Genomic DNA, 25,987 nt, shown 5'->3' with positions numbered 1-25,987 from the left:
ATAATATTTCAACGGGGCGGCACCAGAGTATCTCAGCGTTGTCGCGCTCAACACCAGAGGAGGGTTTATACTTCCGGCTCAGTTTGACTACAAAGACGATTTCAATGACGTTGCAAGCAGGGCCTTTGGTCACAATCGGGTTGCCAATTTACAATGCGGAGGCCACGCTTGCCGACGCAATAAGCTCCATTATCAATCAGTCCTATACAAATTGGGAGCTCTTGCTGCTGGATGATGGCTCCGTTGACGGTGGGGCCGAGATTGCGGCGGCCTTTCCAGATCAGAGGATTAGATGGATCTCCGACGGCAACAATCGAGGTATTTCCTATCGGTTGAATCAGGCGGTCGAGTTGGCACGCGGCGAATATTTTTGTCGTATGGATGCTGACGACATCTGTTTTCCACAGCGCCTTGAGAAACAGCTGGCATTCCTGGAAGCGAATCATGCAATCGATCTTGTTGCCGCTGCGGTGCTGACGTTCGATACCCAAGGAGCCGTCAAAGGAGTGGTAAGTGTGGCGGCGTCGCATGAGACGATTTGCCGGAAGCCATGGAATGGCTTTCATTTCCCGCATCCAACTTGGTTTGGGCGAATCAACTGGTTTCGTCAATACAAATACAACTCTGCTGCCGATGGGGCCGAGGATCAATGGCTCTTGTACAGCACATACCAATCAAGCACCTTCGCCGGTCTTTCCGATGTTCTTTTGGGCTATCGAGATGATCGCAATTCATTTAAGAAGCTATTGAACCGTCGGCTGTCTTTTTGGCGCTCAATTGGATGGGAGGCATGCCGCCGCGCCCGATTGGCCGATTTCGCCAAGGTTTCGTTGGTGCAGCCAATGAAGATCGCTGCTGACTTTTTGCACGTCAGATTCGGCATTGCCCGGCTTCGAAACCAGCAGCAAGCAGTTGACGTGGCCTTGTTAGATATTTGGGAAGAGGTATTGGTCGTTGTCAAAAAGACCAGAGAAGAAAAAATATAAAACGGCGCCACAGATGGCTTGCTCCGGTAGGGGCGCATTACCTCAATAGAGATGCACGCTGTTCGACATACTATTTGGAATGTAGGGCTAAATCTGCGATCAATTCCACTTTTTTGTCTTAAACACGGTTTCATTTCGCTTCAGTCGCAGGATTTTAGATGTTCTGCCTTTAAAATAGCGCTGGATCTGTCTCGCTCGATCATAAATGAGAATTGTTATTCTATTGATTATGCTGTGGCAAAAAATTACATCGGGATAATACGATACAGGTTGAGTGGTGACTGATGGGGAAGTTTCTTCGTCGTTACCTGATTTGCATTGAAAGAAAATACGAGCATGACCGCAAGTCTAGACAATCCGCGTAAAGGAATCATCCTTGCAGGAGGTTCCGGAACCAGGCTGTATCCGGTAACGCAAGCGGTGTCCAAGCAACTGTTGCCAGTGCATGACAAGCCGATGATTTACTACCCGCTGACGACACTGATGCTGGCGGGTATACGTGAGTTCCTTATTATCTCGACACCGGTTGACTTGCCGCACTTCCAGCGCTTGCTGGGTGATGGCAGTCAGTGGGGCATCAATCTGTCGTATGCTGAACAACCCTCTCCAGACGGATTGGCACAGGCTTTTACCATTGGGCGCACATTTATCGATGGCCATCGTAGTGCATTGATTCTTGGCGACAATATTTTTTATGGCAACGAATTTGAGTCGCAATTGAGAGTCGCATCGACACAGCAGGAAGGGGCATATGTTTTTGCCTACTATGTCAACGACCCGGAACGTTACGGTGTCATTGAGTTCGATGATGACCGACACGCACTCAGCATAGAAGAAAAGCCAGTGCAGCCGAAATCAAACTATGCTGTCACAGGTTTGTATTTTTACGATAAGGATGTGTGCGACATAGCTAGCTCTGTCAAACCATCCGCGCGAGGAGAGTTGGAAATTACCGATGTAAATCTGGCGTATTTAAAACGCAACCAACTCAATGTGGAAGTTATGGGGCGTGGTATGGCTTGGCTTGACACGGGTACTCATGAGTCGCTTGCGGACGCCAGCCAGTTTATTTCTACAATCGAGAATCGGCAGGGGTTGAAAATTGCATGCCCTGAAGAAATCGCGTTCCGCAAAAAATACATTTCAGCGGAGCAGCTTGAGGAGCGAGCAAAACTTTATAGTAAAAACAGTTATGGACAATACTTGCTTCGCTTGCTGAATAACAAAATATTTTGACCCACGTCGGCAAGATGGCATTGCCGCGTAATGAAACCTGGGAATTGTAAATGAGTAAAGTTGCACTTATCACTGGCGTGACCGGACAGGATGGCGCGTATCTGGCAGAACTTCTATTGGCGAAAGGCTATGCCGTTCACGGCATAAAGCGCCGTACCTCCCTGCTGAATACGGATCGCATTGATCATCTCTATCAGGATCCGCATGAAAAAGACGTCCGTTTTACCTTGCATCATGGTGATCTGACCGATTCGACAAGTTTGATCCGCATTATTCAGCAAGTGCAGCCGGATGAAATTTATAACCTTGCTGCGCAGAGTCACGTCGCGGTTTCGTTTGAGGAGCCAGAATATACTGCCAACTCTGACGCATTAGGTGCACTGCGGATTCTGGAAGCAATTCGTATACTTGGCTTGGAAAAGAAGACGCGTTTTTATCAGGCATCTACATCAGAACTGTATGGCTTGGTGCAGGAAACTCCTCAAAAGGAAACTACGCCTTTCTATCCGCGCAGTCCTTACGCTGTGGCCAAACTGTATGCCTACTGGATCACTGTCAATTACCGCGAAGCCTATGGTATTTATGCCTGCAATGGCATTCTGTTTAATCACGAAAGTCCGATTCGCGGCGAGACGTTTGTGACGCGCAAAATCACTCGTGCGCTGGCGCGCATCAAGCTCGGCTTACAGGATTGTGTATACCTCGGCAACCTGAACGCCAAGCGCGATTGGGGGCACGCACGCGACTACGTCGAAATGCAATGGCTGATGCTGCAGCAGGAGCAGCCTGAAGATTTCGTGATCGCCACCGGCGTGCAATATAGCGTGCGTGATTTTATCGACGCCGCTGCGAAAGAGATTGACATGCAAGTCCGCTGGGAAGGCGACGGGCTGGAAGAAAAGGGGTATGACGCCAACGGCAAGTGCATCGTCGCTGTTGATCCGCGTTATTTCCGTCCTGCCGAAGTGGAGACACTGTTGGGTGACGCCAGCAAGGCGAAACAAAAATTAGGCTGGTCGCCCAAGACGACCTTTGCCGAACTGGTGAGCGAAATGATGCGTGAAGACTTGAAATCTGCGCAGCGGGACGAGTTGGTCAAGCGTCATGGCTATACCGTCTTGAGCAACCGGGAGTGATGCCATCGTGTCCGATGTCGATAAAAGTGCAAAAATCTATGTGGCTGGTCACCGTGGTATGGTGGGCTCCGCCATCGTGCGCAGATTGCTTGCTGGCGGCTATACGAATATTGTGACGCGTACGCATGCCGAGTTGGATCTGCTCGACCAGGTGTGCGTCAAGGATTTTCTGGAAACGGAAAAGCCCGATTACGTATTTCTGGCTGCGGCCAAGGTTGGCGGGATCCAAGCTAACAACATTTATCGCGCCGATTTCATCTATCAAAACATGGTGATGCAAGCCAATGTTATTGGCGGGGCATATCAGGCTGGCGTCAACAAGCTTATGTTCTTGGGTTCGTCTTGTATTTATCCGCGGGACTGTCCTCAGCCGATCCGTGAGGATTATCTTTTGACGGGGCCTCTGGAGCAGACCAATGAGCCATACGCAATCGCGAAGATTGCCGGCCTGAAGATGTGTGAGTCGTTCAATCGACAATACGGAACTTCTTACGTCACTGTCATGCCGACTAATCTCTATGGACCTAACGACAACTACGACCTGGCCAATAGTCATGTGTTGCCGGCCTTGTTGCGCAAGGCGCATGAAGCCAAGCTGCGCGGGGACGACAAGCTGCTTGTGTGGGGTTCCGGCAAGCCGATGCGAGAGTTTCTGTATGTGGACGACATGGCCGACGCATGCGTGTTTTTAATGGAGCAGGGTGTCGGCGAAGGCTCATACAATGTCGGTACCGGTACAGATGTCACCATTCGTGAACTGGCAGAAACCATTCTCAAGACGGTTGGCTTTGAAGGCCAGATTGAATTCGATGACAGCAAGCCGGACGGTACGCTGAGAAAGCTGCTGGATGTCTCGCGGCTTGCCTCCAAGGGGTGGCGCGCGAATGTGGATCTGCCTTCTGGAATCGCAAAGACCTATCAAAGTTATCTCGCGACATTGGGGCGGTAACTCGTCTTTACGCACATGAAACCCGGTCTTCGCGCTACGACACCGGGTTGAAAAAAGATCGGGCACTCGCCCTGGGAGCAGAGGCATTGAGCATAACGGCAGTAATAGGTAAAAAAACGTTTGGCGGGATGGACCAAGCCGCGTTTGCCTCATTTTCACAAGATCGTAATCCGCTGCACATGGATCCTGTGAAGGCGCGTCGTTTTCTGTCCGGAGCGCAAGTCGTACATGGCGTCAACTTGCTGTTGACGGCTCTCGATATGCTTGTCGCAGGAGACTGTCGGCTCACAGAGATCAACCGTGTCGCGTGCGAATTCAAGGTCGCAGTCAATCTCGGCGAAGAAGTTACCTATGTCCTGGAGGAGTTGAGCGCGGATCGTATCGTGATCCACGGATATCTGACAAGCGTCGTTTGCACCAAGATTACGCTCTTTTTTGGCGAACCCAGGACTATCGATGCTACGTCACCCGTCGGCAGGCAAACTATAGAAGTCGGTGGGCTGGCAGAACCATTAAATTTGTCTGAGCAAGAGTGCAGCCAGTTTTCGGCCAATCTGACGTGGAATGACCGTACTGCCGATCAAGTGTGTTCAATCTATCCAGCACTCAGCGCAGCATATGGCGTAAATTTTTGTCAGGCATTTGCTACGCTCTCGTATATCGTGGGGATGGTATGCCCGGGATTGAACTCGATGTTTCTCAGTCTCGACGTCAAGATTGCTGAATGCTGGCGTAGTACTCGACAATTGAGTTTTCATGTCAGCAAATTCGAAGATCGCATCAAGTTGATTGATATGCAGGTTGATGACGGCCCCTTGTTCGGAGTGATCAAGGCTTTTCGTCGTCCTGAACCAGTTCGCCAGCCCGGCCTCGACGAGCTCACTGCGTTTGTCGGAGAAAGCGAATTTCGCGCCATGGACAGTTTCGTCATTGGAGGTTCCCGGGGGCTGGGTGAATTGACAGGAAAGATCATCGCTACCGGAGGTGGCAAGGTAACCCTGGGATATGCAATCGGAAAAGACGATGCCGAGCGCGTGCGGGATGAGATCAACAAGCGCTTTTCCGGTGTTTGCGATATCCGACGGATCGATATCAATCAGATTGGTGACGCAGCCGCTATGCTGGCCACCAAAGATGCCGTTTTTTATTTTCCCACTCCGGTCATTTCTAAGAAGATCAACACTATTTTTAGTCAGGACGTTTTTCAGAAGTTTCTTGAGTTCTATGTCTATGCGTTTTCTGCATTGTGCTATCGGCTTGAGGCGCTGGCGACAAAAAGGATAAGGGTTTTTTATCCCTCGACAGTATTCGTGGAAGATCGTCCCAACGGCATGACGGAGTACGCCATGGCCAAGGCTGCGGCAGAGTTGATGATTGCGGACATGAATCGTGTGTTGAACCACGTAAAAATTCATGTGGTTCGGCTTCCCCGCTTGAAATCAGATCAGACCAATTCTATTTTTCAAGTGAAGACAGAACACAACATCGACTACCTGCTATCCGCAGTCAGAGGTACAGCCGCGCTTTGAAGTCAGCTGCTGCGAAATGAATAGAATTTTTTGTTTTTTGAATCATGACAATACGCATCTCTGCTACTTCATTTTTGTTGCCCGGTAACCGCAACTGGTCATCGCTGGCAGCGCTCGATCAACTGGATTTCGGTGAATATGGCGACTGGTTTTCCGCTCTTGCCTCAAATGACGCGGAGCCGATGCTGTGCATGCTGTTCCTCGAAGATCTGGTGCCGGCGGTCACGGAGTCGATGGATGAATTGTTGTCATCCTTGCTAGTACCACTGGAGACGCGGCTGGAGAAGTCGCAAGCGCCGACGCTGATCGCATTTTCAGGATGGCGGCAAGAAAGCCCGATCAGCAGTGCCAGAAGCATGTCTGCATGGTTGCAGTTGACACGTCGGTTTGAGGCGATGTTATATGAGATCGCCGCACGTCATCCAACACTGCATGTTCTGAATATGGATCAGGTCTGGTCTAGGGATGGCATGGCTACTGCCTTCGACAGCCGTAATCTATATGCGGCCAGATGCCGCCTGTCGTCGCATGGTATTGAGTGCTTGTCAGCTTCAGCGCTTGCAGTTTTTACCCGTCTGCGCCAGGCCGCAAAAAAAGTGCTGGTGCTCGACTGCGACAACACGATCTGGGGCGGAGTGGTCGGCGAAGTCGGTCTCGAAGGTATCGTGTTGGGTAGCGATGGCATCGGTAAAGCTTTTGCTCATTTCCAGAAAGTGGCGCAAGTGTTGGCAGCAGAAGGTATATTGCTGGCGCTGTGTAGTAAGAATAACGAAGAAGAGGTCTGGTCCGTTTTCGATCACCATGCGGGAATGGTGCTCAAGCGCGAAGACATTGTTGCTGCCAGGATTAATTGGGAGGAGAAGGCCGGGAATATTCGCGCCATGGCGCAAGAACTGGATCTTGGGCTCAGTAGTTTTGTCTTCTGGGACGACAATCCGCTGGAGCGCGAGAAGATGCGTACCTTGTGTCCCGAGGTGGTGACGCCTGAAGTACCGGCAGATGTCGGTCAATGGCCAGCGCTTCTGCGTGCCGACGATATGTTTGCACGTTTCGCGATTACCCGGGACGATCAGAAAAAGGGAGACCAGTATCGCAGCCGTGCAGCATTCATCAATGAGCGAAAGAACGTTGCCGACGAACAGGGTTTTCTGAAAACCATCGACATGCGGCCCAAGACTCTGCCGATCAACGCGGGTAGCGTGGGACGGGCAGAGCAGTTGTGTGCAAAGACCAATCAGTTCAATCTGCGTACGGTCCGTCATTCGAGGGCCGATATCGAGCTGTTGGCTGCGGAGAATCCTGCGACCACCTTCATGGTCGAGCTGTCGGATCGTTTCGGTGATCATGGCATTATTGCTCTGGCTATCGCGCGGGATCTTGATGGCGTGGCCTTCCTTGATACTTTCCTGATGAGTTGTCGGGTACTGGGGCGACACCTCGAAGCATGGATTCTGGCGCAGCTAGTTGCTACCTTCAAAGCCGGCAAGACAAAGTGGATGCTGGCAGAGTTCGTCCCCAGCGGACGCAACGTGGTTGCGGAAAATGTTTTACCTGCACATGGCTTTGTGGCTCTCACTCCTGACAGTGATCCGAGTGATGGCCTGTTATCACGTCTGGCCGCGGAGCATCATCTTCAGGGCATCGTTTATTTTATTGATGTCGAACTTTTTTCCATTCCTTATCAGAACGTATTTAATCAATCATGAAACCTGCATTGACCGATCTGCTACGAGAGCAGTTTCCCTCCAGTACTATTCCGGAAAACACTGAAAACCTCGCAATAGGTAGTTTTGCCGAGTGGGACTCGATGGCCCATTTCAATTTTCTGATGCTGGTCGAAGAGAATTACGATGTGCGTTTCTCTGTTGAGCAGATGGCTGAACTCAAGAGTCTGGCGGAAATTCAGCATGCTCTTTCAGAAATGAAGGTGTTATGAGCCGCTGGCTGTCTGCGACCGATATTACGCGAGCTTTTCATGAGGCCGGCGTGCAGCGTGGCGATTTGTTGATGTTGCACAGCGATTCAATGGTCTTGGCACAGTTGCCGCCAATGTCAACTGATGAGCGTTGCAATCTCTTTTTCGATGCGCTTGACGAAGTGCTCGGCCCGGATGGAACGTTGATACTACCGACGTTCAGCTACAGTTTTACCAAGAACGAAAACTTCAATGTGCAGACGACGCCTAGTACGGTAGGGATGCTGACCAACCATTTTCGGCTCATGCCGGGCGTCTTGCGTTCGGAAGATCCGAATTTCAGTGTCGCCGCACGTGGTCCGCTGGCGCCGGAACTGACTGCCATCAAAAGTGATGACTGTTTTGGTTCAGCGTCATTCTTTGCTTGGCTGGAGCGGCAGGACGCGCTGTTGGCAGGGATGGGCTGCGCCATTGACCGGTTTACTTTTGTGCATTATCTGGAACAGAAGGCGAACGTCAACTATCGTTATTTCAAAAATTTTTCCGGTATGGTTCAAAACGGTGAGGATATGCGCGCGCAGCAGGTGAGCTATTTTGTTCGAGATGTCGAGCGGCAAACTGCGCTGGATTTGAGCCGATTGCGCGAAGTTATGCTTAATAAGGAAGATTTACTAGTCGTTCCCGTAGGCCGGGTTGCTCTGAGTATGACGCGTTGTAGCCAGTTCATGGCGGCGACCATGGAATTGTTGTTAGAGAATCCGTCGGCCTTGATCGTTGAAGGAAATCCAAAATGATCATTGAGCCTGATCACGCTGCAATCGGTACTGAAATGCATCGCTGGGCCACGGATCTATTCCCGCTAGCACGCAGTATCACCGGTCCGGCGACGCTGGAGACATTGGAATATCTGGCCAGACTCATTCCAGGCATGAAGATTTGTTCGATTGAGTCCGGCGCGCAAGTATTCGACTGGACGGTGCCAGACGAATGGATGATTCGGGATGCCTATATCGAAGACGAGAGCGGTCGGCGCGTTGTGGACATGAAGGTCAACAACCTGCATGTCTTGAACTATTCGGTACCGGTTAACGAATGGCTATCCCTTGAGGAATTGGACAAGCATCTTTACTCCCTGCCAGACCAGCCGGATGCGATCCCTTATGTAACGTCTTACTACGCGCGGCGCTGGGGATTTTGTTTGAGCCATCGGCAACGGCAGGCGATGCCGCCGGGCCGCTATCGTGCGGTAGTCGACAGTGAGCTCAAACCGGGTTTGCTTAATTATGGCGAACTTTTGATTTCGGGCCGCGAAAAGCAGGAAATCCTGTTGTCGACCTATGTGTGCCACCCTTCGATGGCGAACAATGAATTGTCAGGGCCGGTAGTCACGACAGCGCTGGCACGCTGGCTGTCTGCATGCAAGGATTTGCGCTACAGTTATCGCATCGTCTTCATTCCAGAAACCATCGGCTCTATCGTCTATCTCAGCCGACATCATCAGCAGATGAAGCAGGCGACCATTGCGGGATACGTTCTGACCTGCATCGGTGACGAGCGCACTTATTCATTTATTCCGTCACGCAAAGGCAATACCTATGCGGATCAAGCCGCAAGACATGTGTTGAAGCATGTTTTCCCAGAATACAAATCCTATTCTTTTCTAGATCGCGGCAGCGATGAACGACAATATTGCAGTCCCGGCATTGATCTGCCAGTGGCTTCAGTAACGCGCAGCAAATATGGAGAATATCCTGAATATCACACCTCCCTCGACGATCTTGCTCTGGTCACTCCAGCTGGATTGGCAGGTGGTCTTGCCGTTTATCAGCGCATCCTTGAATGTATTGAATCCGATTGCCGTCCACGTAGCACAGTGATGTGCGAGCCGCAACTTGGTAAGCGAGGGTTGTATCCAACCTTGTCTACCAAGGGGTCGGGAAAGACTGTCAAGTCCATGATGGACCTGATTGCGTATGCGGACGGACAGACCAGCTTGCTCGAGATTGCAGATCTGATCAACGTGCCTGCGTGGGAGCTGATCCCGATTGTCGAACGGTTGGCACAAGCGGGGCTGTTGTCAAAAGATTAATGATAAGACGGAGCGGCGGCGGAATCTCTTGCCTGACCTTGATCGACGCACGGAAAAGTGATCAAATGCCGAATGTTCAATGACTGAACGGTCGGCATTTTTTCTTGTGGTTAGATCGTTAATTTCGTAGCCGAGAGTGATCATGTTGGATGAAAAGAATCGCTACAAAATATTGAAGAGCTTGGAAAGCAGGCCGGAGATCAGCCAGCGCGAGCTGGCCAAGGAGTTGGGAATAAGCCTTGGCAAGGTTAATTTTTGCATTAATGCCCTGGTCGCAAAGGGCTTGGTCAAAGTTAACAATTTTCAAAGCAATCCCAATAAGCGCGGCTATATCTACTTACTGACGCCACGTGGGATCGAGGCGAAAGCGAATCTCACTATGGAATTCCTGAAGATAAAAATGCAGGAATATGAGGCGCTAAGTCACGAGATCGAGTCATTGCAGTACGAAGTTGCTCAATTGCAGGAAGTGAAGAGCTGAAGAAGCGAATGACGGCATTTTGAGTAGGTAGGGCTGCTTGGATTGGCGGCGCAGATATTGAAAACACAAAGGATATCCATGTTTAACGGCAAGTCAGTATTCATCTCGGGTGGCACCGGATCATTTGGAAAGCAGTACACAAAGACGATTCTGGAGCGCTACAAGCCCAAGCGTATTGTTGTGTTTTCGCGCGACGAGCTAAAGCAGTTCGATATGCAGCAAGAATTCAATGCCCCTGAAATGCGGTACTTCATTGGCGACGTCCGCGATTTGTCGAGGCTCAAGGAAGCGATGCGCGGAATTGACTACGTCATTCACGCTGCAGCTTTGAAGCAGGTGCCGGCTGCCGAATATAACCCGATGGAATGCGTCAAGACCAATATCCACGGCGCTGAAAATATCATTAAAGCAGCGCTGGAAAACCAGGTTGAAAAAGTCATTGCCTTGTCAACAGACAAGGCAGCCAATCCTATCAATCTGTATGGCGCGACTAAGCTGGCGTCGGACAAATTATTTGTCGCCGCCAATAATATGGCAGGTGGTCATCGCACGACTTTCTCTGTTGTTCGTTACGGTAATGTGGTCGGCTCGCGCGGTTCGGTAGTTCCGTTTTTTAAGAAGCTGATTGAGGACAAGGTTGATGCGTTGCCGATCACGGACGAACGCATGACCCGTTTTTGGATCACTTTGCAAGAGGGTGTCGATTTCGTGCTGAAGAATTTTGAACGCATGCATGGTGGCGAAATTTTTGTTCCTAAGATTCCCTCGGTGCGCATTGTTGACCTTGCCCGGGCGATGGCGCCGGATCTGCCGCACAAGCACGTCGGAATTCGCCCTGGTGAAAAACTCCACGAAATCATGTGTCCGATGGATGACTCTCATCTTACGCTCGAATTCAACGACCATTTTGTACTGCAACCGACTATTCGTTTTTATAACAAGAGCAACGACTACGCGGTTAATAAGCTGGGTGAGCAAGGTAAGTTGGTCGAGCAAGGCTTCGAATACAACTCCGGCAAGAATCCTCAGTTTTTGAGCGTGGCTGAAATTCTTGACTACAACAAGAGAGCCGCGGAATGATCCCGTATGGGCGGCAGGATATCAGCGATGCAGATGTCCAGGCGGTAGTCGAGGTTCTGAAATCGGATTGGCTGACTCAGGGGCCGTCGATTCCAGCTTTTGAGCAGGCTGTTGCCGACCGTTGCAATGCCGCGCATGCAGTTGCAGTATCGAATGCGACAGGTGCATTGCATATCGCCTGTCTGGCGCTGGGTGTGGGGCCAGGAGATATTGTCTGGACTGCACCGAATACCTTTGTTGCTTCCGCCAACTGCGCCTTGTATTGTGGCGCCGATGTTGATTTCGTGGACATTGATGCGCGGACTTACAACATGAGTATCAACGCGCTGCGCGAGAAACTAATAAAGGCCAAGATTGCGGGACGACTGCCTAAGGTGGTGATCCCAGTACATTTCGCAGGTCAATCGTGTGATATGCGAGAGATGCGCGAGCTCGCCGATACGTATGATTTTTCCATCATCGAAGATGCGTCTCACGCTATTGGCGGCCGCTACCTTGATGGAGCAGTCGGCAACTGCCGTTACTCCGATATCACAGTGTTTAGCTTTCATCCGGTGAAGATCATCACAACTGCAGAGGGGGGCATGGCGCTCACCAACGACGTATCTCTTGATCAGCGACTGCGACTGTTTCGCAGCCACGGAGTCACGCGGGATACTGCGCTGATGCATGGGGATAGCGAAGGCCCCTGGTACTACCAGCAAGTAGAATTGGGGTACAACTACCGGATGACGGATATCCAGGCTGCTCTCGGACTGACTCAATTGACTCGGCTGGACGAGTTCTGCGAGCGTCGTCGCCAGATCGCAGCGAGATATGATGCCGCGTTCGAAGGGGTATCGATTGTGCCGCCTTGGCAAAGCCCGGATACGTCCTCGGCGTTGCATCTGTATCCGATCTTGTGCGCGCAGGGGACGAACCGTCGGGGCATGTTCGATGCGTTGCGTGCGGCGGGTATCGGTGTAAACGTGCATTATTTTCCGGTGCACTTGCAGCCGTATTATCAAAAATTCGGTTTCAAACGAGGCGATTTCCCCGAGGCGGAAAATTACTATGCGCGAACCATCAGTTTGCCAATGTATGCATCCATGTCCGACGAATCGGTCCAACGGGTTATTGATGCCGTTGTGACAGTTGCTCAAGGTTGATGCATGAGCCGCACCCGTATTGTCATCCAGGCGAGGACATCGTCGGCTCGGTTGCCGGCAAAGGCGCTATTGCCGATTGCATCGCTTCCTGCCGCGGTATTATGCGCACTGCGAGCCGGTAATCGAGGTGGGGAGGTGGTCGTCGCCACGTCTGACGACTGTAGCGACGACGCCTTGGCGGAGACGTTGCTGCGCCATGGCGTTCAGGTGGTGCGAGGTGCATTGCACGACGTGCTGGCGCGTTTCATCGACGCCGTCGAGGATCTCGCAGATGACGATGTGGTTGTGCGCCTCACTGCAGACAACCTGTTTCCTGATGGTGCTTTTGTCGAAGCGCTATTGCGCCGTTTTGCAGCTAGCGAAGCCGACTATCTAGGAACACATTCACCAGTCGACGGACTGCCCTATGGATTAAGCGCAGAAATCTTCACTGCCGGTATTCTGCGCAAAGCGGCCCGAATGGCATCGAACGCTGCACAGCGTGAACATGTTACTCCATGGATCCGCGAATATGCTGTTTGCGAGGATGTTGACTACGCTTCCCTTGGTTTGTCGCATCGCTACGACTACTTGCGCTGCACGATGGACACATTGAACGACTATCAGCGCTTGTTCAGCTTGTTTGCGGTCAGGGAAGAAACGGCGGTAGAGGTGAGTTGGGGCGAGCTTGTACAAGCCTTGAACGACAGCGCCGAGGCACCTCGTTTCAGGATTCCCTATCAAATCAGGGAGGACGGTCGGACGGTCGGCTCGCTGACGCTGGGGACGGTACAACTCGGCCTTCCTTACGGCATTGCGAATACTCTCGGCATGCCGGATGACAGGGAGGTCAAAGAGATTTTTCGCGTGGCGCTTGCTCATGGTGTAAGTGACATCGATACCGCACGAGCCTATGGAATTGCCGAGCATCGTATTGGTCTCTTGGGAGGGGCAGACTTACAAAGTCGTGCCCGTATTGTCACGAAGCTGGATCCGTTGGCCTGGTTGCCTGCTGATGCATCCCGTGAACTGGTTCGTGCGGCAGTTGAAGCCAGTGTCTTCCGTTCTTGCCGAGACCTGCGGGTAGCTACCCTCGACGTCTTTGCTTTGCATCGATGGCAGCACCGCTCGTCTTGGAATGGTGCAATCTGGGAGCGTTTGCTGGAGCTCAAGCAGGAGGGCGTCATCAAATTGCTGGGGGCGTCGCTTTCCACGCAGGAAGAGGCCCTGGAAGCACTGGCAGATCCTGCCATCAAATACATTCAGCTGCCTTGCAATTTGCTCGATTGGCGTTGGGAGACCTCACCGTTTCTGGCGTTGCGAGCACAACGTCCGGATGTCTCCATACATGTCCGGAGTGCCTTCCTGCAAGGTCTTCTGGTCTCGGATGCTGCGATTTGGCCAGATGGCATCGTTGACGCCTCAAGTATTGTGAAGAAGCTGGATTCACTCGTGCAGGAGTTGGGACGAGTAAGCAAGCCGGACCTTTGCCTGGCTTATCTTGCCGGACTGACGTGGATTGACAGCATCGTAGTCGGTATCGATAGCGTCGCGCAGTTGCAAGATAATCTGGCGTTGGCCTGCCGCGCGCCCCTTACCGCAGACGAGCGCGATCATGTGAGAAAAATGATAGGTATGGTTCCTGAGCGCTTGTTGAATCCGGCGTCCTGGCCTGCCTGAGGTTGTATTAAAAGCCGTTATCGGATGAAGAGCATGAACAGATTCGAACTGAATGACGATGTTGTCCTGCTTACGGGAGCTACCGGACACTTGGGGCAGGCGATCGCACACGTGTTGGCACATGCCGGTGCACATGTCGTACTGTGTGGTCGGGATGAGGAAAAGCTTATCCAGCTCGAGAGAAGCTTACAAAAAGTGGGTGGTCACGTTACCCGGTTGGTGTTTGATGTCCGCGACGAGCAAGGGCGGCGCGATGCCATCGGTGTCATTGAAAAGCGGCTTGGCCGTCTGGACGGTATTGTCAACAACGCATACGCTGGAAAGACTGGCAGCATTAAATCGTCGACTGTTGCGGATTTTGAGAATGCCACAGCTTTCAACCTGTCGGCGCCGTTTGACCTTGTGCAGCGCGCCTTGCCTCTGCTGCAGGAATCGGGTTCCAGGCGTGCGGGTGGCGCGTCCGTGGTCAATGTCGCATCCATGTACGGGATGGTCAGCCCCAATCCTGATATCTACCTCGACAGCGGCGCCAACAATCCACCTTTTTATGGCGCAACTAAAGCCGGTTTGATTCAACTGACACGCTATCTGGCATGCCATTTGGCAGAGTCCAACATCAGAGTCAATTCGATTAGTCCGGGGCCGTTTCCTTCGCAAGGCATCAAGCAGACTCAGCCGGAGTTTCACGAAAGATTGAGGGCAAAGGTTCCCATGAAAAGAATCGGCATTGCCAGCGAAGTTGCCGACCCGGTTCTGTTTCTGCTCAGCGCGGGCGCTTCCTACATCACGGGAGTCAATCTGCCTGTGGATGGCGGCTGGACCGCATGGTAACGGATCCGTGAAAATGCAATCAGCACACCTGCCATTACTCGAAAGGGGCGGTCAATGAAAGTCGCCATTCGACTCGATGCTTCACCTCAAATAGGCGTCGGGCACCTCATGCGCTGTTTGACTTTAGCGGACGCGTTGCGAGACCGGGGGGCGGTGGTCTATGTGCTGGCAAGGGATTTGGCGCTGGTTTGGCAGCAACGCATAGCAGAACATGGTCATCACCATTTATCTATCGTCAGTGGTGCCGGGACGTCGTCGACCATGCTCTTGGATTGGCAATCGGATGCATACGCCACGAAGGAATGCCTGCTGTCAATCGGACGGGTTGACTGGATCATTGTCGATCACTACGAACTTGATATTCGCTGGGAGCAGATCGTGCGTGACGGCACTGTGAAAGTCATGGTGATTGATGACTTGGCGAATCGCCGTCACGATTGCGACGTCTTGCTGGATCAGAATTTTTTTGAAAATCCTCTCGCGCGCTATGACGGCCTCGTGCCAGCGCAGTGCGTGCGTCTGCTCGGTCCGTCTTATGCACTTTTGCGGAATGAGTTTGCATCAACGCGAGAACTTGGGCGTAGAGTCCGTCATGGCCCGCTCAGGGTGTTACTGTCCTTTGGCGGCTCCGACCCGACGGGGGAAACGCTGAAAGTACTAAGGGAAATGCAACAGGCAGATGTCGACGAGGTCGAATTCGACGTCGTGGTTGGTGCTTCGAATCCTGCGGCTCCGGAGATCGCAGAATTATGCTGTACTTTACCGCGCGTCAATTTCCTGTTCGATGTAAAGGATATGGCAGCCTTGATGTATAAGGCAGATGTTTTTCTTGGCGCCGGTGGTACAACGACATGGGAGCGTTGCTGTCTAGGGTTGCCCGGTATTGTGGTTGCAACCGCCAGCAATCAAATTGAAGGTGCTGAAGCGTTGGGGCGACAGGCCGTACATTTGTACTTGGGGGATTGTTCTTTTATCACCGGACAAGACATGATGGCGGCGGTAAGAATATTGAAGTTATCGCAGTCGTTGCGACAGGCTTTCGGCATCGCTAGCAAAAATATTGTCGATGGGCGAGGTGCGATGCGCGTCGTCTCTGCGCTGATTGCACCGCCTGTGTCTTTGCGACCGGCGATTGGCGATGATTGCGAACGATTGTTTGCATGGCGCAATGATCCGGCAGTGAGGCGTAGTTCTTTTAATCAGGATCCATTGGAGTGGGAGTCGCATGCTCGCTGGTTTGAAGCGACATTGAGACGCCCGGACAGGATATTACTCGTTGCCGAGATGGAGGGGGATGGAGGTGGCGTATTGCGTTATGACTTGGACGGCTATAGCGCAACGGTGTCAGTTTATTTGGCTCCGGATAGCATGGGAAAAGGTTTGGGCGCACATCTCTTGGCAACTGGCAGTAGTTGGATGGAGCAGCATCACCCTCAAATCGTTGAGTTGATTGCCGCGGTCATGCCGGACAACAAAGCATCAATATCAGCGTTTTTGAAAGCTGGATTTGACATGAAACATTTTATATTTCGGAAAGAGCAGAATCATGGCCAATAAGTCGTTGGAGCAAAGCGCTCGGATAATGATCGGCACTCAGGCTATCGGTCGAGATCATGCTCCGTTCATCATTGCAGAAATGTCTGGCAATCACAATCAATCCCTTGAACGCGCTCTGGAAATCGTCGATGCGGCAGCCAGTACTGGCGCCCATGCGTTAAAGATCCAGACTTATACCGCGGATACGATGACGCTCGATATATCCGAGGGGGAATTTTTCATTGCCGACCCTGGTAGTTTGTGGAAAGGTTCGTCTCTTTACAAGCTCTACGAGCAGGCGCACACGCCATGGGAGTGGCATAAGCCAATTTTTGACCGGTGCAAAGAACATGGCATGATCGGTTTCAGCACGCCATTTGATGACAGTGCGGTCGATTTTCTGGAAAGTCTGGATGTCCCATGTTACAAAATCGCGTCGTTTGAGAACACAGATTTGCCGCTTATCCGTAAAGTGGCTGCAACCGGCAAGCCGATGATCATTTCCACCGGGATGGCCTCTATCGCGGAACTAGACGAAACAGTTAGGGCAGCGCGCGAAGCAGGTTGCAAAGACTTGATTTTGCTGAAATGCACCAGTACTTATCCGGCTACGCCTGAAAATACCAATATTTCAACGATTCCTCACATGCGTGAGTTGTTTCAATGTGAAGTCGGACTATCCGACCATACTATGGGCATAGGTGTGTCAGTCGCGAGCGTCGCGCTGGGGGCTACCGTGATTGAAAAACACTTCACACTCAGCCGAGCCGATGGAGGTGTCGACTCCACGTTTTCGATGGAACCGGAAGAGATGAAATCGCTGGTCATCGATAGCGAGCGGGCCTGGCAGGCGTTTGGAAGTGTCAGCTACGGGGCTACCAAAAAGGAAGAGAAATCAAAGGTGTTCCGCCGGTCGTTGTATATCGTGAAGGATATGAAGGCGGGCGAGACATTCAGCAGTGAAAACTTACGGGCGATTCGCCCTGGGTATGGCCTGCCGACGAAATATCTGGATCAGGCGTTGGGGCGTGTTGCCAGGAGCGACATCAAACGCGGTACGGCGTTGTCCTGGGAATTGTTTTGAAGTCGGCGGCTCGGGAATGATAAAAAAAATATTGAAATTAACGGCGACGTTGCGAGCCTTGCGCATTGTCAATCCGGTTGAGGCAGGACTGGCGGATTTTTTTCGTCGTCGTGCAAAGTCACCCGCCGCCGCCAAGCCAGTATTGTTGGTGCAATGTGCCGAGGACCCTTTCTATTTCGGCGTGTTCGGCGCTATTGCATCCGCTTTGCGCCTGCACGGCCCGTTGCGCGTTGAGCAACTTATGTTCAGAAGCGTTAACGTGGCGGAGGCAGCTTCCTGGTCACGATTTTTTTTGAATCGGGTGTTCGTCAACGCGATCACCAGTGAGAAATGGCGGGTGCTGTACGCCAGTTACTGCGATGCCGTCGCCTATCGTTGCAACGATCTTGGAGACATCGTTGGAGATTTGTTTGATCTGGTGCGCGCCTATCGCGTTTGGCGCAGATTGGTGCGTGGTACAAACGTGACAACGCTTGAGATTGGCGGCGTCCTGGTTGGGGACTTGGTCAATGATACCTATCTGCGGTTCAAGCCTGCGCCGACAGTGGATGTTGCCGACCGTTACATGTTTCATGTCATCTGGCAGGCCTACCGAGATGTGCGTCGCGCGCAGGATTACTTTTCCAAGCGTCCACCGCAACTTTTTTTGACATCGTATTCCACCTACGTTCAGCATGGAATACCGGTGCGGATCGCGCTGCAACACGGCGTCAAAGTATTTGCCTTCGGCAATTACCAGGAGTTTTGTAAGCAACTGACGCTCCAAGATTGGATGCATACCAAGTTTGCAGATACCTATGCCCAGGATTTCGCTGTGCTGGATAGTCAGCAGGAAAGACTGGCTGAGGCCGACGCGGCGCTGGCGTCGCGAATCGCAGGCAAGATTGATAGCGCTACTGCCTACATGAAACAGTCCCCCTATCAGGAGCGCGAATCGCTTGCGGTGGATGCCAGCGGGGCAGCAGTAATTTTCCTGCATGATTTCTTTGACAGCCCCAATGTCTACTACGACATGGTGTTTGCCGATTTCTGGGAGTGGGCATGCTTCACAATTGAGACCCTGCAAAAAGCCGGCATCCGCTTTCTTGTCAAGCCGCATCCCAATCAGATCGGGTTGAGCGGTGGAGTTCTGGATGAATTGAAGCAGAGGTATCCGGGCACCGCGTTTATTTCATCGAACATTACCAATAAACAGTTGGTACAAGCTGGTGTTATTTGCGCCGTCACCGCCTATGGCACTGTCGCCCATGAGATGGCTTATCTTGGCGTGCCCTCGGTTATGTGCGCGAGACATCCCCACAGCTCATTCGGTTTTTGTGTAACCGCAAAAACACGTGAACAATATCGTGATGCACTCATCTCCTGCGGCAATTTTGGGGGAGACCAATCCGTGATGCGAAACGAGAGTCTGGCGTTTTACTATATGCACAACTTGAACCATGCGCATGATGAACAGGAATTTCTTGAGGTATTAGGCGTGTTTCGCAGCCATTGCGCCGATTTTTTTGAGTTGGAGCAAGTGGCTGGTTTGAAGGCTGAGTTAGAGTCAATTTTCCAAATGAGCGCTTTCCGCCGGCATGTTAAGAAATTTGAAACGTGCCTGTCATGAGTTGGACTCAGTGGCGATTGGCTTAAACGATGTCGAAAGGATTCATTAGATGTCTTTCATAAAAAATAGCTTGCGCAGCATTCGTGACACGCTGGTTCTGTCCAAGGGTTTGTTGATGTATTTCCTGAGGGGGACGACAAGCGATGCTGCGCATCAAAGCATGATCGCCCTGTTTTGTCGCACCAGAGGTTACTCCAACGATATGCTTTCCTGGATCATAGGCTTGTTTCGCCGTCCCTATGTCTTTGATAAGGGGAGTTTTGGTGTATTGGGTGCCGTGCGTGGCGAGGAGGAGAGCGAAGCAGTGCAACAATTGCGCAAGGAAGGTTATTACGTGTTTCGCAACCGTTTGCCGGAAGACTTGTGTGACCGTCTGCTGGCATATGCTGTCAGCGCACCATGTAAACTGCGTCCGATGGATGGCACTGCACTGGGCGCGCCGCAGATGGCCGTCTATCACCGTGAGGCCCCACAGGCCGTGCGTTATGAGTTCCTCGCTCAGGATTTGTTGAACAACGACGATGTGCAGGCCCTGCTGGCGGATATGTCATTTGCCTCCCTCGCGCAGGAATATCTGGGAGCACGCCCAGTGATTGATATTGTCGCGTTATGGTGGCATACCAAGTTTTCTGACAAGCCGGATGCTGAGGCCGCGCAGTACTTTCATTTCGACATGGATCGGCCAAAATGGCTCAAGTTTTTCATCTACCTGTCGGATGTCGGTCCCGAAAATGGGCCGCATTCTTTCATTGCCGGCTCGCACAGGTCTAATGCAATATCTCCAGAATTGCTCAACAAAGGCTATTCGCGCCTGACGGACGATGAGGTGAGGGAGCAGTTTGACGACGATAGGTTTATCGAATTTTCAGCACCGCGCGGCACTATCATTGCAGAAGACACGCGCGGCTTACACAAAGGCAAGCACGTGGAAAGCGGCGATCGCCTGGTCATGCAGATAGAATTCAGCAACTCGCTATTTGGGGCATATTATCCCAAGACCTATTTGAGACCGGATTTGGTGCCGAATCTTGCTGCTGCCGTCGGGCGCTATCCCGATCTTTATACGTATCTGCAAGGCCAGTAAAAATTTCTTTATACATCGAGGCAATATGAAGGCAGTTATTCTCGCAGGGGGACTGGGTACCCGATTGAGCGAAGAAACCCAGGTCAAACCAAAGCCTATGGTCGAAATTGGTGGTCGGCCCATCCTTTGGCACATCATGAAAAACTATTCGTCGCATGGCGTGCATGAGTTCGTGATCTGCCTCGGTTATAAGGGATATCTGATCAAAGAATATTTCGCTAATTATTTTCTCCACATGTCCGATGTGACTTTTGACATGGCGAATAATCAGATGCAGGTACATCAGGCGAGCGCCGAGCCATGGAAAGTGACGTTGGTCGATACCGGCGATAACACCATGACCGGTGGACGACTGAAGCGGGTTGCTTCTTATCTGGGAGATGAGGACTTTTGCTTTACCTACGGTGACGGCGTTTCTGATGTCGATATAAGCAAACTGATCCAATTTCATTGCGAGCATGGACGCCTCGCGACCGTAACGGCAGTTCAACCATTGGGGCGCTTCGGTTCTCTCGAAATCGACGACGAAATAATCACTGGGTTTAAAGAAAAACCGCGCGGAGAAGGTGGCTGGATCAATGGCGGGTTCTTCGTTTTGTCGCCCAAGGTAATTGACTATATTAGCGACGACAGCATTTCGTGGGAACGTCAGCCGATGGAACGGCTAGCGGTCGAGGGGCAGTTGTCAGCGTTCAAACATGATGGTTTCTGGCAGCCGATGGATACCTTGCGCGAGAAAATCTTGCTTGAGGAACTATGGACCAGCGGCAAGGCATCCTGGAAAACCTGGAAATGACTCTTTTTGCCGATATTTACCGTGGCAAGCGAGTTCTAATCACTGGGCACACCGGTTTTAAGGGTAGCTGGTTGACACTGTGGTTGTCCGAGCTGGGCGCGCAAGTGACCGGCATCGCTCTGGCGCCGGCAACTACGCCATCACATTGGCAGTTGCTGGAATTGCCTGTCGATGATGCGCCGCTGGACATCACCGACGCCGCGTCGCTGGCTGCTGAGCTGCAGAAAACGCAACCGGAGGTCGTGTTTCATCTGGCGGCGCAACCTCTGGTACGCCGTTCATACCGAGATCCCCTTGAGACTTGGTCGACGAATGTAATAGGCACCGCCAATCTGCTGGAGGCTTGCCGGCATTGCACCAGTGTGAAGGCGATTGTCGTTATTACCACCGACAAATGCTACGAAAATCGCGAGTGGGAATGGGGGTATCGTGAGACTGATCGACTAGGTGGACACGATCCCTATAGTGCGTCCAAAGCCGCGGCCGAATTGGTCGTCGGCAGTTATCGACAGGCGTTTTTTGCTAAAGCGGGGGCGCCTTTATTGGCGAGCGCACGTGCCGGTAATGTTATTGGCGGTGGCGATTGGTCCGAAGATCGCCTCATTCCTGACATAGTGCGTGCGGTATCCGAAAAAACAGTTCTGAAGATCCGCTCACCTGGCGCTACAAGGCCGTGGCAGCATGTGCTGGAGTCACTGTCCGGTTATCTGCTGCTTGGGCAGAAGCTGCTTGAAGAGCAACAGGAATTTGCTCAGGCCTGGAACTTCGGGCCGGAAGCAGATGGAAACCGCACGGTTGAAGATGTCCTCATCCGTTTGCAGAAGGCATGGCCCGCGATTTCCTGGAGTGTGGCGGGAGGTGAGCTCCCTCATGAAGCCAATCTACTGCATCTTGATAGCGCCAAAGCCAAATCACGGCTGGGTTGGTGTCCGGTATGGCCCCTGGAGCAGACGCTAACCGCGACCGCGCAATGGTATCGCTCTTATGTGGAAAATAGTGCAGTCATTAGTGCTGCGCAGTTGCGTGCGTACATAGATGCTGCGAATGCCGCAGGCCTTGCGTGGACCAGATAATGAAGCTTCTGAAGACTGACATTGCCGGATTGTTTGTTGCTGAGACGACTGCGTACCAAGATCATCGTGGCGCATTTGCCCGCTTGTATTGTGAACAGGAATTGGCGCCCGCAATCCATGGGCGCCAGATCGTACAGGTCAACCATTCGCGCACCGCAGCGATTGGTGCGGTGCGAGGAATGCATTATCAGGTGACGCCTCATGCCGAAATGAAACTGGTGCGGTGCTTGCGTGGTCGAGTATGGGATGTCGCTGTGGACCTGCGGAAAGACTCCCCGACATTCTTGCACTGGCACGCCGAAGAATTAAGCCAGGAAAATGCGCGCATGATGATTTTGCCCGAGGGATGCGCGCATGGCTTTCAAGTGCTGGAAGCTGACAGCGAACTGCTCTACTTGCATACTGCCTTTTACACGCCTGCGAGTGAAGCAGGCCTGGCGCATGACGATCCGATGCTGGCTATTGCGTGGCCTTTGCCAGTGACAGATCTGTCTGAGCGCGATCGAAAACACCCATTACTCACTCCCATTTTTTCAGGGATCACATTATGAATTGTCGTCACTGTCAGCATCCCCTCTCCAACGTATTTTTGGACTTGGGGTTTGCGCCGCCATCAAATGCATATATTGCGCCAGCCGATGCTAAAAAGACGGAAACTTATTTCCCGCTGAAATTGTTTGTATGTGATCAGTGCTGGTTGGTGCAGACGGAAGACTACGCACAGGCCGATGAACTTTTCAACGCGGACTATGCTTATTTTTCTTCTGTATCGCAAAGCTGGCTTGTCCACGCAGAGAAATATGTCGATAAGGTGACGCAGCAGTTTGCACTTGGCCCTGATAGCCACGTGGTGGAAGTTGCATCCAATGATGGTTACTTGTTGAAGAACTTCGTTGCAAAGAAAATTCCTTGTCTTGGAATCGAGCCAACCGCCAGTACCGCTGCAGCAGCGGAGCAACTCGGCATACCTGTGTTGAGAGAATTTTTTGGATTGGAATTGGCCAAGCGCCTGGTCGCACAGTCTCGCGGAGCAGATCTGGTGCTGGGCAACAACGTCTTTGCTCACGTCCCTGATATCAATGATTTCACAGCAGGATTGTGTGAGGTGTTGAATCCGGAGGGGGTTGTCACGCTGGAGTTTCCTCATTTGTTGAGGCTGCTTGAAGAGAATCAGTTCGATACGGTCTACCATGAACATTTTTCATATCTATCGCTCTACGCGGTTAGCCGGATATTTGAATCGCAAGGCTTGCGCATATGGGATGTTGAGCTACTGAATACTCACGGCGGTAGTCTGCGTGTTTACGGCTGTCGCAAGGATGCCTCGCACGTCGAGACCGACGCAGTCAGAAAAGTTCTGGATGAAGAGTGTTCACGCGGTATGCAACAGCTGTCCACGTATACGTCATTCCAGCAGCGAGCGGATCGGGTCAAGGATGATCTGCTGCAATATCTGATCGAGCAAAAGAAGGCGGGCAAGAAGGTCGCCGCGTATGGCGCAGCGGCCAAAGGCAACACCTTGCTGAACTATGCCGGCATCAAGCCCGATTTGTTGCCCTATGTCTGCGATGCGGCACCGTCGAAGCAAAATAAATATTTGCCGGGAAGTCATATTCCTGTACTACCGCCTGAGGTGTTGCGTGAGCGCAAGCCTGACGTAATATTGATTCTGCCCTGGAATATTGCCGATGAAGTGGTTTCTCTGCATGGCTATGTTCGTGAATGGGGGGGCGAATTTGTTGCGGCAGTACCAGAAATGAGAATATTCAAATGATCGACATTGCCGACTCAGCAAGAGTCTCTGGGCTCGCCGATATTGAGGATTCGGTCCGTGGAACCAGAATTGTGATCGGGCCTCATGTTGTTATCGATGCTTTTGTGAAGATAAAGCCAGCTGGTGGAACCGGTGATGTTGTCATCGGCGATCACTCCGTGATCAACTCCGGATGTGTGATGTACACCGGAAACGGCATATCAATTGGCCGACATGTTGCTGTGGCGGCGAACTGCACGTTCGCATCTACCAATCATGCGTATGCGGATCGCAATGCCTTGATTTCTTCGCAGGGATTCATGAGGAGTAAAGGTGGAATCAAGATTGGGGACGATGTTTGGATTGGTGCAAACTGCGTGATTCTCGACGGCGCCAATATTGAGGAAGGATGTGTCGTCGCTGCTGGTTCATTGATCCGAGGGACTTTGCATGCTTACGGTGTCTATGCCGGCAATCCGCTGCGTAAGATCGGAGAGCGGCATTGAATAGCGGTGGACTTCCAGTTGTTGCGGGTGGGGTGCAAGGCTATACGGTGCTCGGCGCCAGCGGTTTCATCGGCCAGCGCATCGTACAGGCGCTGCGTCGTGGGGGCGATGCATGTTACGCGCCGGAACGGGGTAGTGCCGAGATATTCGAGAGAGATCTCGGTCGAGTGTTCTATTGCATTGGTCTGACTGCCGACTACGCAGCTAAGCCATTTGAGACGGTCGAAGCGCATGTGTCTTTCCTCAGCAAGATTTTGTCTCATTCCAGGTTTGATCGTCTCGTCTATCTGTCATCTACCCGAGTTTACGACGGTCTGTCGCACGGTAAGGAAGGGCAGGCATTGTGTCTGGATCCACAGAATCCTCGCCATCTCTACGACTTGTCTAAGGCGCTGGGGGAGAATCTATGTGTGATGGACTCAGGAAGTCGCGCGTGCGTAGCCAGATTGGCGAATGTGTACGATAGCGCGCCAGGTTCCCCGGGATTTCTGTCCAGGCTTTTGCAACAGGCGAGGGAGATGCGTGAATTTTCGCTCGCCTCCTCGCCGGATTTTAGTCGCGATTACGTACATGTTGATGATGTTGTGGCGTCACTGAAAATCATGTTGGATGAGAATGTCACCGGTATCGTTAATGTGGCGAGCGGCCAGAACGTTTCTAATCAGGATATCGTGAACTTCCTGAATCACAATGGGTGGAATATTCAATTTGGAGTAGGGGGGATCGGAGGCGCATCGCCGGTATGTGATATTACGCGCTTGCGTGAGCTTGGCGTGATGCCAGTCGCGTTGCTCGATTTCCTCAATTTGTACATCAAGGACGTTAATGGCGATGCAGCTGATTAATTTATCTCGGTCCGATCTTGTCGATTATACGGTCAGGCAGCTGGAGAATTTCTTTCCCGCCGGCAGGGTTTCTGTCGGCACACATATTGATAAACACCTCGATGAGAGCCTTGCTCGTTTGCAAAAATGCATTAACTCTGTGCGTTGTTGGAAAGAGAACCAGTTTCACTATTTGCACTCCACCCAGTATTGTATTTATCTCTATTTTCTTTCCAATACGATCTGGCGCAACGGTGGCGACGTGGAGGTCTGCACCAAGCTTTTTCTGTTGAATAAAGCCCTGAACGGCATCGATTGTTTTTATGAGATTGCCTTGCCTGAAAAATTTTTCATCGGACATTCTGTGGGAATTGTTCTGGCCAAGGCAACGTACAACGACTATTTGGTGCTTTATCAGAATTCCACTGTCGGCAAAAACCATGGTGTGGCGCCGGTGCTTGAGGAGGGGGTGGTGATGTATCCGAACACTGCGATCATCGGACGATCTCACGTCAGAAAAAACTCCATCTTGGCGCAAGGCGTCAGTGTCATTAATAGCGATACGCCAGGCGAAACCGCGGTGTTTCGCGGACCCGAGGGACTGCTCTTCAAACCCTTGCAGCAAGACGTCCTACGAGACATTTTTCGTCTGGATGGTAAGTAAATCACCTAAATCCGGTCAA

25 protein-coding genes are annotated in these 25,987 nt (G+C 51.9%); all 25 read left to right on the top strand.

What is annotated here, in order from left to right:
* Window positions 1-104 precede the first annotated feature (104 nt).
* Entirely contained in the window at window positions 105-986 is an 882-nt protein-coding gene (locus tag hmeg3_RS21360) for a glycosyltransferase family A protein (protein WP_094565533.1), read from the top strand.
* Between the two features lie 336 nt (window positions 987-1,322).
* Window positions 1,323-2,222, top strand: coding sequence for a glucose-1-phosphate thymidylyltransferase RfbA (gene rfbA, locus hmeg3_RS21355; protein WP_094565532.1), 900 nt, complete (start codon window positions 1,323-1,325; stop codon window positions 2,220-2,222).
* 50 nt (window positions 2,223-2,272) lie between these two features.
* On the top strand, window positions 2,273-3,358 hold the full coding sequence (gene gmd / locus hmeg3_RS21350) for a GDP-mannose 4,6-dehydratase (RefSeq protein ID WP_094565531.1): 1,086 nt from the start codon (window positions 2,273-2,275) through the stop codon (window positions 3,356-3,358).
* Between the two features lie 58 nt (window positions 3,359-3,416).
* Window positions 3,417-4,307 carry a GDP-L-fucose synthase gene (locus tag hmeg3_RS21345; RefSeq protein ID WP_232512035.1) on the top strand — a complete coding sequence of 297 codons (891 nt, stop codon included), beginning with the start codon at window positions 3,417-3,419 and terminating at the stop codon, window positions 4,305-4,307.
* A 47-nt stretch (window positions 4,308-4,354) separates the two neighbouring features.
* Entirely contained in the window at window positions 4,355-5,836 is a 1,482-nt protein-coding gene (locus hmeg3_RS21340; RefSeq protein ID WP_094565529.1) for a MaoC/PaaZ C-terminal domain-containing protein, read from the top strand.
* Window positions 5,837-5,880: 44 nt separating this feature from the next.
* Entirely contained in the window at window positions 5,881-7,542 is a 1,662-nt protein-coding gene (locus tag hmeg3_RS21335; protein ID WP_094565528.1) for an HAD family hydrolase, read from the top strand.
* Window positions 7,539-7,772: an acyl carrier protein gene (locus tag hmeg3_RS21330; RefSeq protein WP_094565527.1), complete on the top strand. Its 234-nt coding sequence runs from the start codon at window positions 7,539-7,541 to the stop codon at window positions 7,770-7,772. Before hmeg3_RS21335 ends, hmeg3_RS21330 begins: the two co-directional genes overlap by 4 nt.
* The gene (locus tag hmeg3_RS21325; RefSeq protein WP_094565526.1) at window positions 7,769-8,545 is read left to right on the top strand and encodes an AAC(3) family N-acetyltransferase; all 777 of its coding nucleotides are present in this window, start codon (window positions 7,769-7,771) and stop codon (window positions 8,543-8,545) included. Before hmeg3_RS21330 ends, hmeg3_RS21325 begins: the two co-directional genes overlap by 4 nt.
* Window positions 8,542-9,840, top strand: a complete 1,299-nt coding sequence (locus hmeg3_RS21320; protein ID WP_198361735.1) for a DUF4910 domain-containing protein — start codon at window positions 8,542-8,544, stop codon at window positions 9,838-9,840. The genes hmeg3_RS21325 and hmeg3_RS21320 overlap by 4 nt, the downstream gene beginning before the upstream one ends.
* Before the next feature lie 142 nt (window positions 9,841-9,982).
* Window positions 9,983-10,321 (top strand): MarR family EPS-associated transcriptional regulator, encoded by a 339-nt coding sequence (locus hmeg3_RS21315; RefSeq protein WP_094565525.1) that lies wholly within the window; start codon window positions 9,983-9,985, stop codon window positions 10,319-10,321.
* A 78-nt stretch (window positions 10,322-10,399) separates the two neighbouring features.
* On the top strand, window positions 10,400-11,401 hold the full coding sequence (gene pseB / locus hmeg3_RS21310; protein WP_094565524.1) for a UDP-N-acetylglucosamine 4,6-dehydratase (inverting): 1,002 nt from the start codon (window positions 10,400-10,402) through the stop codon (window positions 11,399-11,401).
* Window positions 11,398-12,549, top strand: a complete 1,152-nt coding sequence (gene pseC / locus hmeg3_RS21305; RefSeq protein ID WP_094565523.1) for a UDP-4-amino-4,6-dideoxy-N-acetyl-beta-L-altrosamine transaminase — start codon at window positions 11,398-11,400, stop codon at window positions 12,547-12,549. Before pseB ends, pseC begins: the two co-directional genes overlap by 4 nt.
* Window positions 12,550-12,552: 3 nt before the next feature.
* Window positions 12,553-14,208 carry an aldo/keto reductase gene (locus tag hmeg3_RS21300; protein ID WP_094565522.1) on the top strand — a complete coding sequence of 552 codons (1,656 nt, stop codon included), beginning with the start codon at window positions 12,553-12,555 and terminating at the stop codon, window positions 14,206-14,208.
* 33 nt (window positions 14,209-14,241) lie between these two features.
* Window positions 14,242-15,039, top strand: coding sequence for an SDR family NAD(P)-dependent oxidoreductase (locus tag hmeg3_RS21295; protein ID WP_157739323.1), 798 nt, complete (start codon window positions 14,242-14,244; stop codon window positions 15,037-15,039).
* A gap of 54 nt (window positions 15,040-15,093) precedes the next feature.
* Window positions 15,094-16,596, top strand: a complete 1,503-nt coding sequence (pseG, locus tag hmeg3_RS21290) for a UDP-2,4-diacetamido-2,4,6-trideoxy-beta-L-altropyranose hydrolase (protein WP_094565520.1) — start codon at window positions 15,094-15,096, stop codon at window positions 16,594-16,596.
* 25 nt (window positions 16,597-16,621) lie between these two features.
* Window positions 16,622-17,659, top strand: coding sequence for a pseudaminic acid synthase (pseI, locus tag hmeg3_RS21285; RefSeq protein WP_094566494.1), 1,038 nt, complete (start codon window positions 16,622-16,624; stop codon window positions 17,657-17,659).
* Window positions 17,660-17,675: 16 nt separating this feature from the next.
* The gene (locus tag hmeg3_RS21280; RefSeq protein ID WP_157739321.1) at window positions 17,676-19,268 is read left to right on the top strand and encodes a hypothetical protein; all 1,593 of its coding nucleotides are present in this window, start codon (window positions 17,676-17,678) and stop codon (window positions 19,266-19,268) included.
* A 49-nt stretch (window positions 19,269-19,317) separates the two neighbouring features.
* A complete protein-coding gene (locus tag hmeg3_RS21275) occupies window positions 19,318-20,352 on the top strand; it encodes a phytanoyl-CoA dioxygenase family protein (protein ID WP_094565518.1) in 1,035 nt (344 codons plus the stop codon).
* Between the two features lie 25 nt (window positions 20,353-20,377).
* On the top strand, window positions 20,378-21,148 hold the full coding sequence (rfbF, locus tag hmeg3_RS21270) for a glucose-1-phosphate cytidylyltransferase (protein ID WP_094565517.1): 771 nt from the start codon (window positions 20,378-20,380) through the stop codon (window positions 21,146-21,148).
* A complete protein-coding gene (gene rfbG / locus hmeg3_RS21265) occupies window positions 21,109-22,221 on the top strand; it encodes a CDP-glucose 4,6-dehydratase (RefSeq protein ID WP_232511768.1) in 1,113 nt (370 codons plus the stop codon). The genes rfbF and rfbG overlap by 40 nt, the downstream gene beginning before the upstream one ends.
* On the top strand, window positions 22,221-22,772 hold the full coding sequence (gene rfbC / locus hmeg3_RS21260; protein ID WP_094565516.1) for a dTDP-4-dehydrorhamnose 3,5-epimerase: 552 nt from the start codon (window positions 22,221-22,223) through the stop codon (window positions 22,770-22,772). The genes rfbG and rfbC overlap by 1 nt, the downstream gene beginning before the upstream one ends.
* Entirely contained in the window at window positions 22,769-23,995 is a 1,227-nt protein-coding gene (locus hmeg3_RS21255) for a class I SAM-dependent methyltransferase (RefSeq protein ID WP_094565515.1), read from the top strand. The genes rfbC and hmeg3_RS21255 overlap by 4 nt, the downstream gene beginning before the upstream one ends.
* Entirely contained in the window at window positions 23,992-24,480 is a 489-nt protein-coding gene (locus hmeg3_RS21250) for a DapH/DapD/GlmU-related protein (protein ID WP_094565514.1), read from the top strand. The genes hmeg3_RS21255 and hmeg3_RS21250 overlap by 4 nt, the downstream gene beginning before the upstream one ends.
* Window positions 24,477-25,325 (top strand): NAD(P)-dependent oxidoreductase, encoded by an 849-nt coding sequence (locus hmeg3_RS21245; RefSeq protein WP_094565513.1) that lies wholly within the window; start codon window positions 24,477-24,479, stop codon window positions 25,323-25,325. The genes hmeg3_RS21250 and hmeg3_RS21245 overlap by 4 nt, the downstream gene beginning before the upstream one ends.
* Window positions 25,306-25,968 carry a hypothetical protein gene (locus tag hmeg3_RS21240; RefSeq protein ID WP_232511766.1) on the top strand — a complete coding sequence of 221 codons (663 nt, stop codon included), beginning with the start codon at window positions 25,306-25,308 and terminating at the stop codon, window positions 25,966-25,968. The genes hmeg3_RS21245 and hmeg3_RS21240 overlap by 20 nt, the downstream gene beginning before the upstream one ends.
* Window positions 25,969-25,987: the final 19 nt, after the last annotated feature.

This window comes from Herbaspirillum sp. meg3, from assembly GCF_002257565.1.
Classification (GTDB): Bacteria; Pseudomonadota; Gammaproteobacteria; order Burkholderiales; family Burkholderiaceae_D; genus Herbaspirillum.
This window is presented reverse-complemented; position numbering and strand designations above follow the sequence as displayed.

What these genes read in the sequence shown, in the direction of transcription:
- hmeg3_RS21360 (WP_094565533.1), top strand. Translation starts at nt 105, where the DNA reads ATGACGTTGCAAGCAGGGCCTTTGGTCACAATCGGGTTGCCAATTTAC.
- rfbA (WP_094565532.1), top strand. Translation starts at nt 1,323, where the DNA reads ATGACCGCAAGTCTAGACAATCCGCGTAAAGGAATCATCCTTGCAGGA.
- gmd (WP_094565531.1), top strand. Translation starts at nt 2,273, where the DNA reads ATGAGTAAAGTTGCACTTATCACTGGCGTGACCGGACAGGATGGCGCG.
- hmeg3_RS21345 (WP_232512035.1), top strand. Translation starts at nt 3,417, where the DNA reads ATGGTGGGCTCCGCCATCGTGCGCAGATTGCTTGCTGGCGGCTATACG.
- hmeg3_RS21335 (WP_094565528.1), top strand. Translation starts at nt 5,881, where the DNA reads ATGACAATACGCATCTCTGCTACTTCATTTTTGTTGCCCGGTAACCGC.
- hmeg3_RS21330 (WP_094565527.1), top strand. Translation starts at nt 7,539, where the DNA reads ATGAAACCTGCATTGACCGATCTGCTACGAGAGCAGTTTCCCTCCAGT.
- hmeg3_RS21325 (WP_094565526.1), top strand. Translation starts at nt 7,769, where the DNA reads ATGAGCCGCTGGCTGTCTGCGACCGATATTACGCGAGCTTTTCATGAG.
- hmeg3_RS21320 (WP_198361735.1), top strand. Translation starts at nt 8,542, where the DNA reads ATGATCATTGAGCCTGATCACGCTGCAATCGGTACTGAAATGCATCGC.
- hmeg3_RS21315 (WP_094565525.1), top strand. Translation starts at nt 9,983, where the DNA reads ATGTTGGATGAAAAGAATCGCTACAAAATATTGAAGAGCTTGGAAAGC.
- pseB (WP_094565524.1), top strand. Translation starts at nt 10,400, where the DNA reads ATGTTTAACGGCAAGTCAGTATTCATCTCGGGTGGCACCGGATCATTT.
- pseC (WP_094565523.1), top strand. Translation starts at nt 11,398, where the DNA reads ATGATCCCGTATGGGCGGCAGGATATCAGCGATGCAGATGTCCAGGCG.
- hmeg3_RS21300 (WP_094565522.1), top strand. Translation starts at nt 12,553, where the DNA reads ATGAGCCGCACCCGTATTGTCATCCAGGCGAGGACATCGTCGGCTCGG.
- hmeg3_RS21295 (WP_157739323.1), top strand. Translation starts at nt 14,242, where the DNA reads ATGAACAGATTCGAACTGAATGACGATGTTGTCCTGCTTACGGGAGCT.
- pseG (WP_094565520.1), top strand. Translation starts at nt 15,094, where the DNA reads ATGAAAGTCGCCATTCGACTCGATGCTTCACCTCAAATAGGCGTCGGG.
- pseI (WP_094566494.1), top strand. Translation starts at nt 16,622, where the DNA reads ATGATCGGCACTCAGGCTATCGGTCGAGATCATGCTCCGTTCATCATT.
- hmeg3_RS21280 (WP_157739321.1), top strand. Translation starts at nt 17,676, where the DNA reads ATGATAAAAAAAATATTGAAATTAACGGCGACGTTGCGAGCCTTGCGC.
- hmeg3_RS21275 (WP_094565518.1), top strand. Translation starts at nt 19,318, where the DNA reads ATGTCTTTCATAAAAAATAGCTTGCGCAGCATTCGTGACACGCTGGTT.
- rfbF (WP_094565517.1), top strand. Translation starts at nt 20,378, where the DNA reads ATGAAGGCAGTTATTCTCGCAGGGGGACTGGGTACCCGATTGAGCGAA.
- rfbG (WP_232511768.1), top strand. Translation starts at nt 21,109, where the DNA reads ATGGACCAGCGGCAAGGCATCCTGGAAAACCTGGAAATGACTCTTTTT.
- rfbC (WP_094565516.1), top strand. Translation starts at nt 22,221, where the DNA reads ATGAAGCTTCTGAAGACTGACATTGCCGGATTGTTTGTTGCTGAGACG.
- hmeg3_RS21255 (WP_094565515.1), top strand. Translation starts at nt 22,769, where the DNA reads ATGAATTGTCGTCACTGTCAGCATCCCCTCTCCAACGTATTTTTGGAC.
- hmeg3_RS21250 (WP_094565514.1), top strand. Translation starts at nt 23,992, where the DNA reads ATGATCGACATTGCCGACTCAGCAAGAGTCTCTGGGCTCGCCGATATT.
- hmeg3_RS21240 (WP_232511766.1), top strand. Translation starts at nt 25,306, where the DNA reads ATGGCGATGCAGCTGATTAATTTATCTCGGTCCGATCTTGTCGATTAT.